This is a genomic window from Nitrosomonas sp. Nm132 (assembly GCF_900100485.1).
In the GTDB taxonomy this organism is placed as follows: domain Bacteria; phylum Pseudomonadota; class Gammaproteobacteria; order Burkholderiales; family Nitrosomonadaceae; genus Nitrosomonas.
Window position 1 is genome coordinate 1 of record NZ_FNDH01000044.1, and the last position, 19,289, is coordinate 19,289.

Annotated in this window: 13 protein-coding genes and 2 pseudogenes; 5 read left to right on the forward strand and 10 right to left on the reverse strand. The window is 40.9% G+C overall.

From position 1 onward, the window contains the following. Positions 1-100 precede the first annotated feature (100 nt). The 3 genes and pseudogenes from BLP80_RS12255 to BLP80_RS12265 form a co-directional block, all read right to left on the reverse strand. Positions 101-648: pseudogene (locus tag BLP80_RS12255) on the reverse strand (transposase); the annotation flags it as partial. A 331-nt stretch (positions 649-979) separates the two neighbouring features. Beyond that, complete coding sequence (gene secA, locus BLP80_RS12260; protein ID WP_090543648.1) at positions 980-3,703, reverse strand: preprotein translocase subunit SecA; 2,724 nt, start codon at positions 3,701-3,703, stop codon at positions 980-982. A gap of 669 nt (positions 3,704-4,372) precedes the next feature. Beyond that, a pseudogene (locus tag BLP80_RS12265) lies at positions 4,373-5,162 on the reverse strand (IS982 family transposase). Positions 5,163-5,704: 542 nt separating this feature from the next. Between BLP80_RS12265 and BLP80_RS12270 the strand changes: the two are divergent. After that, complete coding sequence (locus BLP80_RS12270) at positions 5,705-6,628, forward strand: N-acyl amino acid synthase FeeM domain-containing protein (protein WP_143002293.1); 924 nt, start codon at positions 5,705-5,707, stop codon at positions 6,626-6,628. Between the two features lie 225 nt (positions 6,629-6,853). Here BLP80_RS12270 and BLP80_RS12275 read toward each other — a convergent pair whose 3' ends face one another. The 4 genes from BLP80_RS12275 to BLP80_RS12290 form a co-directional block, all read right to left on the reverse strand. Then, entirely contained in the window at positions 6,854-8,140 is a 1,287-nt protein-coding gene (locus BLP80_RS12275; RefSeq protein WP_090543652.1) for a pectin acetylesterase-family hydrolase, read from the reverse strand. Positions 8,141-8,462: 322 nt separating this feature from the next. Continuing rightward, entirely contained in the window at positions 8,463-9,668 is a 1,206-nt protein-coding gene (locus tag BLP80_RS12280) for a glycosyltransferase (RefSeq protein ID WP_143002294.1), read from the reverse strand. A gap of 118 nt (positions 9,669-9,786) precedes the next feature. Further along, positions 9,787-10,524 carry a PEP-CTERM sorting domain-containing protein gene (locus tag BLP80_RS12285; protein WP_090543656.1) on the reverse strand — a complete coding sequence of 246 codons (738 nt, stop codon included), beginning with the start codon at positions 10,522-10,524 and terminating at the stop codon, positions 9,787-9,789. Between the two features lie 318 nt (positions 10,525-10,842). After that, the gene (locus BLP80_RS12290; RefSeq protein ID WP_090543658.1) at positions 10,843-12,468 is read right to left on the reverse strand and encodes an FAD-binding oxidoreductase; all 1,626 of its coding nucleotides are present in this window, start codon (positions 12,466-12,468) and stop codon (positions 10,843-10,845) included. A 252-nt stretch (positions 12,469-12,720) separates the two neighbouring features. Between BLP80_RS12290 and BLP80_RS12295 the strand changes: the two genes are divergently transcribed. Further along, the gene (locus BLP80_RS12295; RefSeq protein ID WP_090543660.1) at positions 12,721-13,953 is read left to right on the forward strand and encodes an ABC transporter permease; all 1,233 of its coding nucleotides are present in this window, start codon (positions 12,721-12,723) and stop codon (positions 13,951-13,953) included. Between the two features lie 12 nt (positions 13,954-13,965). Next, positions 13,966-15,186, forward strand: coding sequence for an ABC transporter permease (locus BLP80_RS12300; RefSeq protein WP_090543662.1), 1,221 nt, complete (start codon positions 13,966-13,968; stop codon positions 15,184-15,186). Here the strand turns inward: BLP80_RS12300 and BLP80_RS12305 are convergent, their stop codons facing one another. Together BLP80_RS12305 and BLP80_RS12310 are read right to left on the reverse strand one after the other, a co-directional pair. Further along, the gene (locus BLP80_RS12305; protein WP_090543670.1) at positions 15,187-16,572 is read right to left on the reverse strand and encodes a DUF1302 family protein; all 1,386 of its coding nucleotides are present in this window, start codon (positions 16,570-16,572) and stop codon (positions 15,187-15,189) included. Between the two features lie 88 nt (positions 16,573-16,660). Beyond that, the gene (locus BLP80_RS12310) at positions 16,661-17,347 is read right to left on the reverse strand and encodes an ABC transporter ATP-binding protein (protein ID WP_090543664.1); all 687 of its coding nucleotides are present in this window, start codon (positions 17,345-17,347) and stop codon (positions 16,661-16,663) included. A 68-nt stretch (positions 17,348-17,415) separates the two neighbouring features. Between BLP80_RS12310 and BLP80_RS12315 the strand changes: the two genes are divergently transcribed. Both BLP80_RS12315 and BLP80_RS12320 read left to right on the forward strand, forming a co-directional pair. Continuing rightward, entirely contained in the window at positions 17,416-18,186 is a 771-nt protein-coding gene (locus BLP80_RS12315) for an outer membrane lipoprotein-sorting protein (protein ID WP_090543666.1), read from the forward strand. Positions 18,187-18,237: 51 nt separating this feature from the next. After that, the gene (locus BLP80_RS12320; protein ID WP_090543668.1) at positions 18,238-19,056 is read left to right on the forward strand and encodes a PEP-CTERM/exosortase system-associated acyltransferase; all 819 of its coding nucleotides are present in this window, start codon (positions 18,238-18,240) and stop codon (positions 19,054-19,056) included. A 65-nt stretch (positions 19,057-19,121) separates the two neighbouring features. On the opposite strand, the gene BLP80_RS12325 is transcribed toward BLP80_RS12320, so the two are convergent. Beyond that, positions 19,122-19,289, reverse strand: a 168-nt coding sequence (locus BLP80_RS12325) for a transposase (RefSeq protein WP_143002210.1), incomplete at its 5' end; no start/stop codon positions are given.

Sequence of the window (19,289 nt, forward strand, 5' to 3'; positions counted from 1 at the left end):
AATATGCCTTTATAAAAAGTCCGGATGTATGGCAGCAATCTTTACTTTCTCAAAATCATTAACTGAAAGCTTGGCAAAAAGTGGGCGTCCATGTAGGCCCATAGTAATGATTGTAAAAGGCAAGCTCCTGCTGACCGTGCGCTGCATCATCGGTATGATCCATATCCAGCGTGATGCTGCTCGGCGCCTCGCTGTAAGTGGCGACAAACTGTTCGATCAATGCTCTAGCTGTCCGATAGAGGTCACTGCGGCGCAGCGATCCCTCTAGGCGGGAGTGCGTTGCGCCACTGTCAATGGATTACCGGCATCCAGCGGTGCGCGTCCTGTCGCCAGCTTAAACAGCGGGTCGGCGCGCAAAGTATCGGCATCGTTGCCGTCTTCATAACCTGAGGCAATTTGAAAGATGCGCTGTTTCAGCAAATCCCGCAGGGGGTGAGTGATATAGCGCGCATCACGTGAGTCGGATATCGCCGCAGTCAGGCAATCAATCAGGCCGATACGATGATCGACTGCATCCAATACCACTGCACCAAAATCAGAGGAGAGCTCCCCTCCAGCAAAGTCGGCGCGAACTGTGAAGCCGGGAATGGAATTAAAGCAGAGTTGTTCTGGGACAGAATTGGCAGCGGGGCGAGCAATTGCAGGCATTTTTTACGAACCAGTTTCTTAATAATTCCCATTATATCTAACACTTGGAGCGTTATTTGTCCGATTTATGCAATGTTCAGGCTAAGAGTCACCCCATCCCTAAAGAACTGTTTTCTCAACCGCTAGACTGTGGGTTTGTCATATTACTAACCAGTAGCCGGTCAAAGCTGATCCCAGAATACGCACATAAAAAACGCCAATTAACATAGAATCTTGTACAGGCTATAACCTACACCGCACAGAATAACTTTACTCCTTTCCTTCTGAAATACTCTTAAACTATTTTCCAATCAAACTGGGGACGGCACGGTTAATCCTTGCAATTAATTTACTATTTCAGTTTACCATGGCACTGCTTATATTTCCTCCCAGAACCACATGGACAAGGATCATTGCGGCCAATTTTATTACTCTTGCGAACAAAAGGCTGTGATTTTTCTTCAGTATCTTGCTGCTTGTTATCTAATACTTCTTCATAAGTCGCATGGTGATACTGCATATTGGGAGGCAAATGAGCTGCTTCGGTTGCTGTTTCGACTTGCTGCTCATCTTTTATTTGAACAGTCATGAGTATTTTGGCTACCTCAACCTTTATCTCTTCAAGCATATTAGCGAATAGCTCAAAGGCTTCTCGTTTATATTCTTCCTTTGGGTTCTTATGCGCATAACCGCGTAAGTGAATCCCTTGTCGTAAATGATCCAGCGCTGCCAGATGTTCTCGCCAATGAGTATCGAGGCTATGCAGCATAACTGCCCGTTCGTACTGGTGCATAAGATGACTACCGACCATCTCTGATTTGCTACGGTAATGCGCACGAGCTGCCTCCATAACTCTTTCCAGAAAATTCTCAGCGTGCAAATCAGATTCTTTATCTAGCCAATCATGAATTGGTAAATGAAGATGATAATCGCTAGCCAAGGCTTTTTCTAATCCAGAGACATCCCACTGCTCTTCTATACTCTGAGGAGGAATATGGAGATTGAAAAGATTGCTGATAACATTTTCCTGAATAGCCGTTATTGTTTCCGTGATATCTTGCTCCGCTTCCAGCAATTCATTTCGTTGTTGATAAATCACTTTACGCTGATCATTAGCAACATCATCAAATTCAAGCAATTGCTTACGGATATCAAAGTTTCTGGCTTCAACTTTCCGCTGTGCATTTTCTATCGCACGTGTTACCCATGGGTGCTCTATCGCTTCCCCTTCTGGCATTTTAAGGCGCGTCATAATACTTGCCACACGGTCAGATGCAAAAATACGTAACAAAGGATCTTCGAGCGAAAGATAGAAACGACTCGAACCGGAGTCACCTTGTCGTCCAGAACGTCCACGTAACTGATTGTCAATTCTGCGGGATTCATGACGTTCTGTCCCTATGATGTGCAATCCACCCAATTTAATTACTTCATCATGCCGCTCTTGCCACTCTCGCTGTATTTCAGCGACACGCTTCGCTTTGGTCTCCTCATCGAGGGCTTCATCTGAACGAATACGATGAATTTCCGGCTCCGGATTACCTCCCAATACAATATCAGTACCCCGTCCGGCCATGTTGGTTGCAATCGTAATCATTTTTGGCCTTCCTGCCTGAGCAATAATATCTGCTTCACGAGCATGCTGCTTCGCATTAAGCACTTGATGCGGCAATTTTTCTTTGTTCAACAAAGAGGAAAGCAATTCGTTATTCTCGATAGAAGTCGTTCCAACAAGCGCTGGCTGGCCACGCTGATAACAATCCTTAATATCCTCCAGAATGGCTTGATGTTTTTCTTTCATGGTGCGAAAGACTTGATCCATCCGATCCTCGCGAATCATCGGGCGATGTGGTGGAATAACGACAGTCTCGAGTCCATAGATTTGCTGAAACTCAAAAGCTTCAGTATCCGCTGTACCTGTCATACCAGCAAGTTTATGATACATACGAAAATAATTCTGGAATGTAATCGAAGCAAGCGTTTGGTTTTCTTTCTGAATCGGAACGTTTTCTTTTGCTTCAACAGCCTGATGAAGTCCTTCTGACCACCGCCTTCCCGGCATTAAGCGCCCAGTAAATTCATCAACAATAATTACTTCACCGTCTTGCACCACATAATGCTGATCACGGTTATATAAAACGTGTGCGCGCAATGCTGCGTTGAGATGATGAATCAAATTGATATTGACCGGATCATAAAGACTTGTTCCGGCCGCTAATAATCCAGCCTCAGCGAGCAATCTTTCAGCGTGCTCAAAACCTGCCTCACTCAGCAGTACCTGCTGGGATTTTTCATCAACACTATAGTCGCCAGGTCCATTCTCTGTTTCTTGCCGGATAAGCTCGGGTATTAACGCATTGATACGCACATAAACCTCAGTATCGCCCTCCGCCTGACCTGATATAATCAGCGGTGTACGCGCTTCATCGATCAGAATCGAGTCGACTTCATCAACAATTGCAAAATTGAGCATACGTTGCACACGCTCAGCCGAATGACCAACCATGTTGTCACGCAAGTAATCAAAACCATATTCATTGTTTGTGCCATAGGTAATATCGGCAGCATAAGCAGCTTGTTTCGTGTCTTGCGCCATTTGCGAAATGATTACACCAACCGATAAGCCCAGAAATTGGTAAATCTGCCCCATCCAATCTGCATCGCGTCTGGCAAGATAATCGTTTACCGTCACAATATGCACACCTTGCCCTGTCAAGGCATTAAGATAGGCAGGCAGTGTGGCCATTAACGTTTTACCTTCACCGGTACGCATTTCAGCAATTTTCCCGCCATGCAATACCATTCCCCCAATCAACTGCACATCAAAATGACGCATTCCCAGCACACGCTTGCCCGCTTCACGCACCACCGCAAACGCTTCTGGCAACAACGCATCAAGTGTTTCACCATTGGAGAAACGTTGTTTGAATTTATGAGTCTGACTACGCAGATCATTATCGGACAAAGGAGCAATAGTTGATTCCAATTCGTTAACAGCACGCACAGTTTGTGAATATTGCTTGATCAAGCGGTCATTGCGGCTACCAAAGATCTTTTTAAGCAAATTGTTTAGCATAAAATATTTAATTTATTAATTTCAATCAATTAATCATGAGGGATTTTTAGATTTCTGACACTACAATGCAGATAAAAAAGAGGTATTTTTTTACTCAGTTTTTTTATGACATGATCATAATATGCTTCTAGTCTTATATTTATTTGCATAAATCACTTATTTCAGCATCCAAAGATAGAGACAAATAATCAGTCAATTTTGTTATAAACATATAAATCGTAAAAAATACTGAGTGCATATTGTTCTCTTGACTCAGGATCTCGGGAAGATTGCTAATAAAACGATTTAACTTCTTACTTTGACATTCTCCTGGATACTATTTATTCAAGAAATACCTGATGCTCGATACCTCTAGTATAGCTATCCGCCAAATCGTCCATAATAGTTAATAAATATGCTCATCTTATCACACTCAAAATAGCAGTCAGTACAAACAACTCACAAGACGTCCAGGAACGTATCCGTCCCTTTGACAAAGCAAACAAGAATCTTGGTGAGCGCTTATCTTCTTTTGAATATACTCAATCTATACTCATCACACTTCAAAATTCGGTTTTTATCATCCCTCATCCGACCTTCTCCCCGCGGGAGAAGGTAGCTGCCGAATTTTGAAGTACGACGAGTATATAACTAATTGCTTAATTTAACGTGAGTTCGACATTAAAATCATCACACCACGGCTGGAAAAGCCTGGGATAATCTAATATTAAGAGAAGGCTTCTTCTCGCGGAAGGTGTAAGCCACTAGTCCGGCTATCAAATTAACAAAGAAGTTAAATGGGCTGCGATGGCGGGAATGTTCGATTTGTGAGATGTTTTTCAATTGATCGTTGACAGTCTCAATGATCGAGCGTTTACGCAACAAGAGTTTGTCAAACAATGGCAATAGTTTGTTTTTCATGTTCTTACGCACCTTGGTAACGAGCTGTACGCCTTGCTCCCAGAGTTGCTCAAAGAGCAGCTGAGAGATGTAACCTCGGTCACCAAATAGTTTCCCAAACAAAGAGTGTGCCAGCTCCGGACCGGATCACGGTCGTCGACATTGCCCGCCGTGATTTTCACTCCCAGCAATTCCCCTTGGTCATTGATGACCAAGGGGAATTTGAACCCATAAAACCAATTCACGCTCGTCTTTCCCCGAGCAACAAACTCTGCCATTACTTTATGCGACCCAATGCGGCGATTGTGGCACACACTGATCTTGGTCGAATCAATAAAGCTGATCCCACTGTAATAGGGCCGCTGATATCTCAACACCTGGCCCAGATAATAGAACTTGAACGTCCGGTAACCCGACAGATGAAAAACCCCACCACGATTGTCATGATTTCGCTTAGACCACAGCCCCCCCCTCGCCGCCGACGTCGCTTCAGCGCCCACTCCAACAAGCGCTGCTCCCACCACGGCTCAAACCTCTGACAAAAGCCGTCAATCACACAAAAAATCGCTATAGTCTCCATAAGAACCTGACTCCTCTCGTGATGAAATCCTTTTCCAAAATAGCTTCATCATAATAAGGAATTCAGGTTATTTTTGCTGCTTTTCTTACGCCGAACTCACGTTAATTAGTAAAAGCGAAGAAAAATGGTCTTATCAAAAATCCTAACCATTCATTGGTAAATTTTTTCTAGTAATCAAAATCTTATTCATCTATAAACAAATCACATCAAGCATTATTTATTATTTTTATTTACTTTCCATATGTCTCTAATTAGAGACATAATAAACCCTTTAAAAACAATCAATTATATATTATATAAAAAATATAGTCAGTTATTGGCGACATGTTTTTCTTATTCTCTTCTCAAATATTCCATAACCTTATGATTAGACTATATAAAAATATTTCGGCATGAATATTGCTTCATTTACTAATAAACAATATTACAAATCACATCTTAATAATTACTTTATCGATTTGCCTATTAGCACTAATACTGATTGCAGTAAAAATGCCAAGCAATTCGATAGCCTTTCGACTTGATTACATGAGGTAATACTAATGCAGAATACGACGCAGACAACAATACCAAAATCAATAGCAAAGACACCCTACTCTGCCAAACACCCACTCAATACACCTTACTCCAATTTATACTTATCTAACTCAGAGATAACCTCTCTAAGAAAAAATCAACGCCACATCACTACCCCTCACTATCGAAGTGATAACACAATTCTTTCCGAAAGGAAGCAAGATGAAAGCACTAAGCAAGACCATATGCTTCTTGAGCGAAATGGCTACAGCATCTATCTAGTTAACTCATTTAAACAACGAATCAAAACAAGCACGCTTATCAAGCGTATGTATGCTTCTCGCGGCTATTGCACTGAGAGTACTTCGAGCTTTTCACACAATCCCCACCAATTTACTTTTGAAGCATGCAACGAACAGCAACAACTTCTAGGAACACTCACGCTAACCATTGACTCAAATGAAGGCCTGCTTGCTGATCAACTATATAAGCCAGAGATTGACTCTTTCCGTAATAAGGGTAAGTATGCATGTGAAGTGTCAAAACTCGCTTTTAATCCTAACTCAGGCTCAAAAGAAGTGTTTGCTTCTCTATTTCATATTGCATATATATATGCATACTTTATTTACGGCGTTGAAGATGCATTTATCGAAATCAATCCTCGTCACGCTCTATTCTATAAGCGTATGTTGGGATTTCACCAAATTGGTGAGCAACGTATCTGCCAACGCGTTGATGCGCCTGCAGTACTGCTTCATTTAGACCTTAATTACATGCGAGATCAAATCGCTACACTAGCCGGACTAACTAAGTGCAGCAGGAAATCCATTTATCCTTATTTTCTAAGTCAGCATAAGGAAGATAGTATCGTTAATAGAATTCGGCAGAGATCGATCAGAAAGCTCTCCAATGATACCCACCCTCATTCAGCTCTGGCTTTCTTGTATTAACAATAGCTCAAGTTAATTTCGCAAGTAAAGATACTAACAAGTCATAGCCAGCACGAAATATTTCACAAAAGTGATTCATACTCAACAATACCGCCAGTCAGATTGAAGACTTCGAAAGCTGAATATATACATATACTGGAGCAATCCTCAAATGCGTTAAAAATTCTTCCAAGTTCCCTGTGTAAGATGTATTGTATAAGAACCTCACAACTTCAGCTTGCCGAATCAATAGCAGATAGCGGGCGCCTCGCAATCGCCATCACATTTCAAATTCTTTAGCTCGCTTTTCTTGTCATCTGTGATAAGTCGCTTCACCCAGTCAGTTAAAAAGACATTTGCTGCACTATTCTCTAAATAAAAATAGCCTAATATTGGCTTGAATAAATCAGTTAGACCCGTATGGAACGTTCCTGCCCCAATGTAATACCTAACGTTATCAACCAGAGTCATCATATTAAATGTACCCAGCATCCTGTCGTTCCATTCATACCATGTATCCTGTGGAATCTCATTCCACTCAATCGGATTAACGGATCCTATATCTGTTTGCTTCATTACATTTAAAAACAGAACCTGAATAACATCCCAGGCTGTCGTATAGTGGGCAAACCGACTTTTTGGAAAATAACCTGCCATACCAGTCATGATATTTCCATAAAATGTTGCAGCATCATATGTACTGTACTGATTAATACCAGGAATCCAGGTTGCCAAAGTATTCTCAACCCCCCATGGGCCTCCCGGGTTAAATACTAAATCCAAGAAATGCTGCGTAAATACCCCCGCCCCTGCATCCGCCAATAAAGCCACCTTGGTTTTTTTTGGATAAAGACTATGCAAACGGGAAAAATTGAGCAGAGCACCATAAGATCCAGCACTAGAACCAGATATCAATACATGCTCTACCTTTGTCCTATCAGATTCATTTTTTAGCCATTCCCGGACAACCATGAAATTATCAAACCCACGATGCTGGACCATCAAGGGATTCCCCCCATTAACAAATCCGAGAGGATTAGGAAGATCATTGTATAAAGTATCACTGGAACCTATATGAGAGTCACCCGTACAATAAGGAATGAATACCATACTCCATTCTCCCACGGGATTATTTGGGTGGTTGAAATCAACTATTCCATTTATTTCGCCTGGTGTATTTTCTAAATCCATCGATGGATTATAAATAGGCCTCCCACCTAACTCAGTAAGCTTTAATGAAGTAATACAGGTGGCATCATTCCAGCATGCACCTCCACCATTGAAATAAATCAGGATCTTGTCATTCTTTCCTTGCCTATAGTAAAAATGAAAGGGTTTGTTTGGCAATCCCGCTTCATCAGGCAAGTAACTGAAAGCACACCCGGGTTTAATATCTATATATTGGCCATTATCATCGATGACAGTCATCTCAACATTCGGCACCTCTATTTTCTCCCAGCCAGCTGCATACGCATTCTGGAAAAATAAGAATAAAGCAAAAATAGAAAATCCGATTAACTTAATTGCATTCATATCCCTCCCCTCATTCTATTTGCTTACCATAGGTGATACTTATGCCTCACCACAAAATATTCGATCGAATTGAAAGTTATTTCTTTTATAAAGAAAGCTAAAATAAGCAGAAGCCTTAGTTTGATTCCAGGGCAATGCTTAAAAGATAAGAGCATGAAATTTTGCAAATCAATGGAGTCGGATTTTGAAGCACTCCCTGCAACAATTTATGTAGACTTGCATGATGATGCTAGGGAATAACAAAGAAGCAAGCAATAATGCAAATGCATACAATTTTTATCTAAGTGAGACTTTTGCAAAAATCTCAAAGTATTTGTTGGAATCATTTGCACTCTATTTTTCTGTTATAGTAAAAACTAAGGAGCGGTTTCTTTTTAGCCTCTTGTATAAAAAGCCTAATTTCACTTTGGCTATTAGTGACGGCGGTCTGATATTCAGTTGTAAAGACGCATCTAATTGCCTCAAATAAATCAGCCTCCCTCCAGTCAATTGGATCCAAAGCAATACCCCATCGCAATGCCTGGGCTCGCTCCAGATTAATTTCCTGATCATGAAAAGTGGCGATACCAATAATCGGCACACCTTCAGAGATAGCTTGATAAATTGTTCCCGAGCCACCATGGCAAATCAATAATTGACTGCGCCGGAGCAATGACGAGCCACGTGCAAACGTAGCAGCAAAAACACCTGGCGGTGCCTTGCCATGTGGCCCAGTAGTTGTCATGACTTGCCAACCGGCATCACGCAGACAAATTAAGATGCGTCGCAAATCATTTTGATCACCAGTACTTCCCATGGATACGTAAACAGTAGGAGCATCAGAATGCAGCCGATCAAGCCATTCAGGATCAGGCAGGTTAGGCTCCCATATGAGCGGACCAATATACTCAAAATGAGGGGGAAGGCTACTACAAGGAATAAAACGAGGCAAATCTGCTATCAGATTCCTGTATGGTGATGCGATTACATCCAAAATATCATTTATAGAATCAAGACCAAGTTGTCTGCGATAACAGCGAAAGTTGATAGCATAATATCGCAAAATCAATGACTTAAGAAAAGGAAAAATGCCATGACTAATACGATCTCCCAGTAGACGCATAGCGGGAAAGGTTTTCGGCGGACTTTGCATCGCATTGTAGTAGCGAGTTAGATAACCACTTAATATACTCCAGTACTCTATACCCGCCAGCTCTGCAGATATATTCAGCGACAGCCGCATATCACCGATGACTAAATCTGGTTGCACCTCACGAAAAAGCGCCAGATCCGATTCAACGTAGCGTTTTAACGTTTCATAGTCAAAGATATGCGATCCTCGTCGAATTGCTGCATGGGCAAACTCTGGCGCAACACAAAATACTTCACGGACGTCAAAATTCTCTTTCCGGGCCAATGCTTGATGCGCTGCTCCTGTAGCAAAAACTATGATCGCCCCCTCTTCTTCAAGACGATGAGCAACAACTATCGCTCGCGCAACATGAGCAAGCGACATACTATCACCAATAACTAAAACGCGCTTTGGCAATACTTACAATCCTATAATCTGAAAGATCGATACGATAAATATATAATTCTTTATCACAAAAAGAAAACCCCCTCAAGGTATTTGAGGGGGTGAGATTAACAAAACCAGATCTTGACGATCAAAACTTGCTGCGGCGACGCGCTAAAGTGATGCCCAAAAGCCCTATTCCCAGTAGAGCAATAGAAGCGGGTTCTGGAACCACCTGAGTGTCCCCGCTAACATTACCACTGCCAAGTGTAAAACTACTGGTGCCCGTAAAGGAATTTTGAAAATCAAAATCTGCAAAACCAGCTCCAGTATTTACTGTATTAGTGTTGAAGAAAGATGCCGCGATACCACCCGCTACATCCAGAAAACCTGTCCCTATTGCTCCAGAAGCTATTGCAGTTGCAAAAAGAGTCTGGTCTGGCCCACCCAATGACGATGCAATATCATGACCCGTAAGTTGCAGCCATAAAACTCCGTTTGAAGCTTGCGCAAAAGTACCATCTCCTACAAAATCTTGGCCAGCATCTCTATATATATTGATGGTTCCTCCGGTGAATTCAGCAAGATTTGGTGCCCCAGAAGCGGATTGGGTATAACCTTCGTACGTAAAGGTCAGCTCGCAACCGGGGCAAAAAGTACTTGAACCCGTCGTATTGATGCTCGTTATTAGGCCCCATCCTGATAGAGCCACAGGAGGACCAGCATCAAAAGTTTGCGTTATTGTATCTGTCCGAATTGTGAGGTCATTAGGGTGATCCGGGTCGATTATAACACCAGCTATATTGGTAGGTGCCGCATGAGCCGAAAATGCCAAAGATATTGACAATCCCATCAATGCTGTCAGCAGGTTTTTTTTGAATTCTCTCATAATTAAGCTCCTTCAATTATTTTTCATTAAAAATATTACATAATTCATTTACACAGAGTCAATAAATCCCTCATTTAAATAAAAGCAATTTTAATGCCAATATAAAATCAAATAATTTAATTGTTTGAATAATAAACTGAAAAAAATTTATTAAGTGTATAAAAAGTATGGATGACAGTATGCCGGATTCAAGATGTAAATTTCTCCGACACTCAAGTTTCAGGCTTCAAAATCTATCATCTCTACATATTCCCAGCTCGAGCAAATTATTTCCCGTAACCAATTTACCCAGTAGAAAACCACTCGAAAAATGCCCTTTCAAACCATTGTCTTGTTATTCAGGCGTGGCGCATAGCGCCCAGGTGCTATCAAGTCTTGTGGATCCAAATTTCGTTTCAGTGTCTTCACTATTTGCCAATAGGGTGTTTCAGGCTTTATAAGAAACGGCATTGATTCTATAGATACACGATATGGCACACAGCCAATCTTCCAACCAGCTTCCAGTAGTGAAGAGTAGCATTGCTGCGCACGCTCTATAGCTTTATTGCTAGACCGATCAAAAAGCAAGGGCACTGTACTGATAAAGCAGTGGCTGGATTCACTAGTCAAAGTTATTAAAGGTTCAAAACGATATTTTCTACATATGTCATATACCATCTCAGTATAGAGACGTACTTTGTCAGGGTGCATCGGCACTAAAGGTGAATACCAAATTAATCCACAACCATCACGTGCTGGATTCATTGAAACACCCTTCTCTGGTGTATTTCCTGAAATCCAATAACTCAGTGGCAATGCAACCTCACTAGGATAGCCTGACAATATTGACATTGTTTTATCAAGCGAGCCAAAGACACGGCGCAATCTGCGACCCACTTTACCTGGCATATAATGGCTAAATCGATTTAAATAACTTATCGACTCGGATGTAAAAAATACCAGCCTCTTCACAATATGACCAAGTCTGTCCTTAATTACAGACTTAACAGCGCTAACTACACGAGCATTACCATAAATCGCACCTGCACCTACCCATGGCATCACTTGATTTCGATGCGCCATTTCTAAAAGGTATTCATTCTTAATAAGACCATTCTGACCAAGTTGATCAGACGGATATGGCTCTATCATTGACAATACTCTATGCATGTTCATTAAGTTGATGGAACCTAACATCCCACCAACTTCACTCAATACTGTTTGTATAGACCCAACTGTCTGCTCCAAATCAGCATTCTGAGACAATCCAAAAAAGAAAGCCACTATCTTTTCTGGAGTACGTGCAAGTGCAATTGTCATTTGTGTAACAATTCCAAATGAGCCTTGAGAAAAAATTCCGTCCAGAAATGGTCCTACGCCCCACTTGAAAGATCTATCAATATCAATGCAACCAAGTTCTGCCAATGGTGATTTGTAAACCGTTCCATCTGGTAAAACAGCTTCAAGAGACATAACCGAAGAGAAGTGATCTGCATGCGGAGTAATACCAAAACCCCGCTCTAGCGCATTTCCGATCAAACTACAATCTGGTCCCGCACCAGTGACAGGGCAAAGAAACCTTAACGATCTTTCATCTAGATAACTACGCAAGATTCTTTGCGTCACCCCAGGCTCCAGAGTGACCAACCCAGTTTCATCATCAAATATAATATTTTTCATTCCTGATAGATCTACTACAACACATCCATCAGTAGCAGGATTCGCACTACCATAGCCCCAGTTATTACCAGTACTAATAGGATACAAGGGAACACTGAACTTCTTAGATGCCTTAACAATCTTTATCACATCCTGCTGAGAATCAGGGCGGATAGCACCCGGAATAATCCTACGTACTCCGGTGGTACAAATACCATACTTCGCTTCAGCTTCCGATTGATTCAGCACATGGTTAGAGCCAAGTTCATCAGCTAAGCTACTGAGGAAACAAGCAATATTCATCATACTCTCTCCATCGTTTTGCTTTATTTAGTTTATTATCAAAGATGATTTGAAACCTACAGACAATTAGTCATTGACTAGGTTGACACTTGGTACTAAGTTAAGGGTAGCATTCGATAGTTAGTGAACAAATCAATAATTTATTGAAATACAGCCTAGATATAATTAACTCTTCTACTGCATGCTAAAAACCATCATACAATTAATTTTAATTTTTGTGCTGAACCCAGAAATATCAGAATAGAACGATAAATAATGAAATTACTCTGGATTAATTTTTATTTAGCATACCGTAATTTTATACGGCAAAAACACCGAAGCACTTTTCCTATAATTACTATTTCAACTGGAGTCGCTGCTTTAATTCTGGCAAATGGTTTTATAAACTGGATACTTCTTGATTTTAGAGAATCCACTATCAAATCGCAGCTAGGTCATCTGCAGATTGTGTATCCTAAATATCACGAATTAGGAAAATCAGATCCTTACAATTTCCTCTTACCCAACATCATACCTATTGAACTTAAAATTGCTAAAGATTTACAACAAATAAAATCAATAACCCCCCGCATATCCTTCAACGGTCTAATTAGTTTTAATGAGTTAACGCTTTCATTTATTGGTGATGGTATTAGTTTAGAAGAATTAACGACATTTGGAGACTTTCCACCAATCACAGCCGGCACAAATCTGTCCATTGACGATCCTTTTGGCATTATCATTGGTGAGGGACTTGCACGCAACTTAGGTGTAAATATTGGCGATCAAGTGATATTAGTAGCCAATACTGTATCTCAAGGCATCAATGCAATAGAAGTTACAATTCGGGGTCTTTTTTCTACGGTTACCAAATCCTATGATGATGTTGCACTACGGCTTCCTATTGAAACTACGAGGAAACTACTCCGCACGAAGGGTTCGCACCTCTGGGTTATTCTGCTTAATGACACTACTCAAACTGATCTAGTACTAACAAATTTACTCAAGATACCCACTCTAGAAAAATTTGAAATTCTCCCATGGTATAGGTTAGCTGACTTTTATAATAAAACAGTCAATCTATTTACAAGACAAATGCAAGGAATCTGGATAATCATTGCATTGATCATTTTACTTAGTATTTTTAATTCCATGACTAGAAACGTGAGAGAACGAGTCAGTGAAATTGGCACTGCGATGGCGCTAGGTATAAAAAGAAAAAATATTATGAGCCAATTCTTATTTGAGGGGCTTATTTTGGGTTGTATTGGTAGTTTTATTGGCATCATTCTTGGTTTGTTTTTAGCAAAAATAATTTCAAGTATCGGTATCTCGATGCCACCACCTCCGGGAACAACTCATGGCTACACAGCTGAGATTTATGTGACAAAAAATATTGTATTCGAATCTATACTACTAGCTATAGGCACAGCATTAGTTGCCAGTATCTACCCTGCCTGGAAAGCATCCCATATGCTGATTGTAGATGCTTTACGCCATAACCGTTAATCAAAAAGGGATATGTTCAAACTCGCTTTACGAAATAATTTTCGTCAAAAGATGCGCTCAGCTATAACTCTTGCTGCAATCATCAGTGGTGTAGTTGGAATAATCCTTGCCGGGGGTTGGATAAATAACATTTTTGTACAACTAGGTGAAGCATTAATTCATTCACAATCAGGGCACTTACAAATTTACAAGCAAGGATACTACGATACAGGATCACGTTCCCCTGAGAAATATTTGATTACAGAACCTGATAATGTTAAAAAACAGATCGCTGAAGAAGTAGGTGTCGAAAAATTTGACAGTGTTATGGCACGGCTTAATTTCTCTGGACTGCTTAACAATGGTCGCAGCGATTTATCCATTATCGGGGAGGGAGTGCAGCCCGAAATGGAAGCTAAGCTCGGCAGCTCAGTACTGATCACCACTGGGCGGCAGTTGACCAATGAGGATGCATTCGGCATCATGCTTGGAAAAGGTGTTGCACAAGCTTTAAACCTTAAACCAGGTGATTATGTAACTTTACTTGTGAACACGCTTGAAGGTGCACTAAACAGCCTTGATTTCGAGGTAATCGGCACATTTCAGAGCTTCTCCAATGATTATGATGCTCGCGCTGTCAAAATCCCGTTAGCAGCCGCACAGGAGTTGCTTGGTACGCAAGGTGTCAATGCATTTGTGGTGCTATTAAAGAGAACCGAGGATACTGACCCAATCACTATCCGCCTTGCAGCGCGCCTTGGCGCCGCAGGACTAGAGATTAAGACATGGATGGAGCTGAATGATTTCTATGAGAAAACTGTTGAATTGTATAAAGGGCAATTTGGCGTACTGCAGCTCATTATTCTGATCATGGTGCTGCTCAGTGTCGCCAATAGCATCAACATGAGTATTTTTGAAAGAGTGGGAGAATTTGGCACTATGATGGCGTTGGGTAATCGCAGCAATCAAATATTTCAATTGATCTTAAGTGAAAGTCTTCTGCTTGGAGTAATTGGTAGTGGCATAGGTGTAGGGATAGGTATATTACTAGCACTTGCCATATCAGCTATCGGCATTTCAATGCCACCGCCACCTAATGCCGATCTTGGCTATACGGCCCAAATTCAAATTGTTCCATCCGTTTTGTTAATGGCTTTTATTATTGGACTAAGTGCAACAGTTCTTGCAGCGCTACTTCCAGCAAGACAGGTTTCGCGCATGCAAGTTGTAGAGGCGCTGCGGCAGAATTATTAATTAAAACGAAAAACGAAATTCAGTGTAAATACGATCATTATTGGCAAATCGACCAAAAAGACCTGTCGGTGGGCCAGAAAACATATCTCCACCAACGGCCATTCGCCAGTTCCTTGCAAAATTCCAGGTAAGCCTTGGTCGCAGCATAAACTCACTGCGATTCAAACTATGAATCAGTAAGGTTTGTGCTTCAAAATCACGCCAGAACTTCCCATGAAGAAGAATGCTGGCTCCATTTTCCCATTTGTCTGCAAAAATATCACGATCATATGCCAGAAAAACACGCTGAATGAATTGCAAGTTCATGCGCACATCTGCAGGTAGATGAAAATCAATACCCAAAGCGTAATCAATAACATCCTGATGCACCAACCCATCAAGCTGGGATAATCGCTTAACATTGAACTGGCGGCCATTGGTATAAACAAATTCTCCTTTCAGTACTGCGGGGCCAAGATCTTTGGTCACCGTCCACCCTATCTGGTCAATCTTGTCATGGCGTGGCTGAAAAACAGGTTGATCAGACGTGCCGCCCACTAGATAAAAAGTGGGTGATGCATCGAGGCTATGGTAATAAAAGGCTGAAATATCCCAGCCATTGATAAGCTGTGAAAGGCGAATGCCATAATTAGAATTGGCTGGATTGCGTTTAGAACGGTCCTCATCCACAAAGGTAGCTGTCGGTGGATAGACCAGCGGATAAAATTCGGCACCCGGCCTCCCTATCTTGTCGATTGTAGCAAACGGTATCCATATCAAATCCGCGTGAAAATCATTTTTTGAATATTCCGTTCGTACAGCCCATTGCGGTATACGCAATATGTCAAAATCAGGCAGAACGAATTCACGCATATCCTTGGCTGAGATAACGTCTGCAAAAAACAGTCCAACCATTTCACCCCAAATGATGTGCTGTCGGCCAATACGAAAATCCCAGTCCCCCTTGGAAATATCCAGGTAATTTTCTCGTAGTAAAAACTCAAAACGCTGATCTTCACGAACCGATCTCGGGTAAAAATTAGAGATATCATATACTGCATCATAATCAATACGACCACTGATCTTCCATTTCACATGCTGACTCAGTTGCCCAAGGTTCGACAATTCGCTACGTAAGCGCATTTTGGATAAATGTTCCGGATCATCATAAGCATGCGCCAACTCAAATTGTGAGAATCCACGCCAAGTTGATGTTTGTTTAAAGTGTTTTTGTGGCTTAGCTGATACGCTATCATCTTCAAACAAATCTTCAAGTGTCGTGTCATCTTCTGCTTTATCTAATCTGGCTACTGTCTTGGTTATTGATGCAGGCGTTTCGATATTCCCAGAACTGAACGCACTGACACTGCTTATGCCTAAGGTAGCTCTTATTAGAAATAAGACCAATAATTCAAATTTCCTGAATTTCTTTGCGCAAATCACCCATTATCCTTTTCTGATCAATGAGAAAGAAACTTTATATCCGTCCTCCTCTCTAGACAAAAACTCCTTTGATAAGTTGACCATCTTCAATACGTATCACTTGATCAGCCATTGCCATCACGCGCGCATCATGCGTCGAGAAAATAAAAGTAGTTTTGTCTCTACGATTGATTTCTTTCATCAACTCTAAAATACCTTCACCAGTCCTGTGGTCAAGATTTGCGGTCGGTTCATCCGCCAGAATAATTTTTGGGTGTGTTACTAATGCCCGTGCGATAGCAACTCGCTGACGCTGCCCACCGCTGAGTTGATTGGGGCGATGATGTGCAAACTTGGATAAGCCAACGATGTCGAGAAATTTCACAGTCCTTTCTCGACGCTCTGTGGCACCCAACTCTTTAAATTGTAAAAGTGGATACTCGACATTTTCCTCGGCTGACAACACAGGAAAAAGGTTAAATGTTTGGAAAATAAAACCGATAGTTCTAGCTCTTAGCGTTGAAAGTTGATCGGGCGTTTTACCACTTATATCCTGGTCATTAATGTATACTTTTCCAGCAGATGGAGTATCAATGCAACCGATCAAATTCAGCATGGTAGATTTTCCACTACCAGAGGGGCCTGCAATCGCCAAAAAAACACCCTCTTCGATCTCAAGATTAATTCCCTTAAGTGCCTGTACTTGCTGCTCTCCTAACATATACTCTTTAAACACATTTTCAAACCGAACAATACTCATGAACTTTACCCTGTAGTATCTACCCCTCCCCGGGGAAAAATGATTTACCACTCTTACGGAGTTAAAATATGAAAGCACTACGATTACAACCCATCTTGGCAGTACTTCTCTTATCGGTATCCTTACAAACATTGCTAACTGCACCTACTAAAGCAGAAGATAATGATGCACTTGCCAGAAGTATACTGGAAAAGGCCGATGAAATACGCTTCCCACGCGAAAGCTTCCAGGTCAATGTCAACATCCAAACTACCTCACCGGACATGCCTGATGATTTACATAAATACCAGGTCCTATCCAAGGGGAACGAAAACAGCATTGTAAGAATTACAGAACCCGCTTCTGAGCGTGGTCAAACCATACTGATGAAAGGTCGCGATCTATGGATATTCATGCCTAGCGTTTCTCAACCGATCCGTCTCTCTCTCTCTCAACGTTTAACTGGTCAAGTAGCAAACGGTGATATTGCACGAGCTAACTTTACTGGTGATTACCATCCCCAGCTTTTACGCACTGATACCATCGATAATGAAAAATATTATGTGTTAGAACTCACTGGGGTAGATCGTAGCGTGACTTACCAGAAAGTTTTGCTCTGGGTAGAAAAATCAAGTTTCCGGCCTTATCGCGCAAAATTCTATTCATTATCTAATCGTCTTCTCAAAACCTGCCGTTATATAAATTATGAAATGATTTTAGGAAAGCAACGCCCAACACGACTTGTTATGGAAGATGCACTAAAGCAAGGTGAAGTATCGATACTCGATTATTCCGATATGAAGCTACGGGATTTACCTGACAAAATTTTTACTAAGAATTATCTAAAAAGACTTGAGTAATTTTTACTCGAAAGTTCTGTAAATTAGAAATCGTCTTAAGAGGACCAAATCATGTCTTTACAAGAAAAGGCTAACTTGGGGGCATCTTTTAAGGAATATTTTGAAATTGTACCAGCGCTGTCAGAAGAGCTAAAAAATGAGGCCTATCGAATACGCCATCAAGTTTATTGTGAGGATTTGAATTTTGAATCCCCACGATCAAATAAGTTTGAAACTGATGAATATGACACTTCTGCTCTACATCTTTTAATGCGAAGCATTAAATTTGATAGATTTATTGGTTGTGCTCGTATAATCCGCACAAAAACAAACGAACCTCATTCATTTTTACCATTTGAGAAAATTTGTGCTGATACATTGGACCACTCAATTATTAATTCTATTCAGTTATCTCGGAATAAAATTGCCGAAGTATCTCGCCTAGCAGTCATTGCTACATTTCGTCGCCGTAAAGATGAAATAAAGAAAGCTATCAATATTTCCGCTGAAGAATTTAAAAGACCAATAAATTCACATTCCCGCTTTCCTTACATTCCTCTTGGTCTTTTTATTGGTACTATTGAATTGGCGCGTCTAAACAATTTAGATTTTCTATTTATGCTTACTGAAAAGCGATTAGCAAATCACTTTAATAAACTTGGAGCAGAAATTCAATTTATTGGAAGTCCTATCGAACATCGAGGTATACGTATTCCTTCAATGGTGTGTATTGAGAAAATTATCAAAAATATGCGACCTATTTTTCATTCTCTTTATCAAGTTATTTCTGCAGATATCAATAAAAATATGACTCATCATGCATCCATAAAAAATATAAGAATTAAAAAAGAAACTATTGATAAAACCCAACCAGAAATCATAATTTATTAATCAAGTACCTTGATTTACAGATTCTCAATCATTAGTTAAGAAGTAAGAAGCTGTCTGGCAAAACATTAGACGCATTTTGCAAGTGTTATTTTCATCATGGCGATTCGAATCATATTTTCGGCAGTGCCTGGCAGGATTTCGAAGTCCTTTGATAAACGGCGAAAGTTACCCAGCCAGGAGAACGTGCGTTCGACTACCCACCGCTTCGGTAAAACAGCCCATTTACCTTCGAT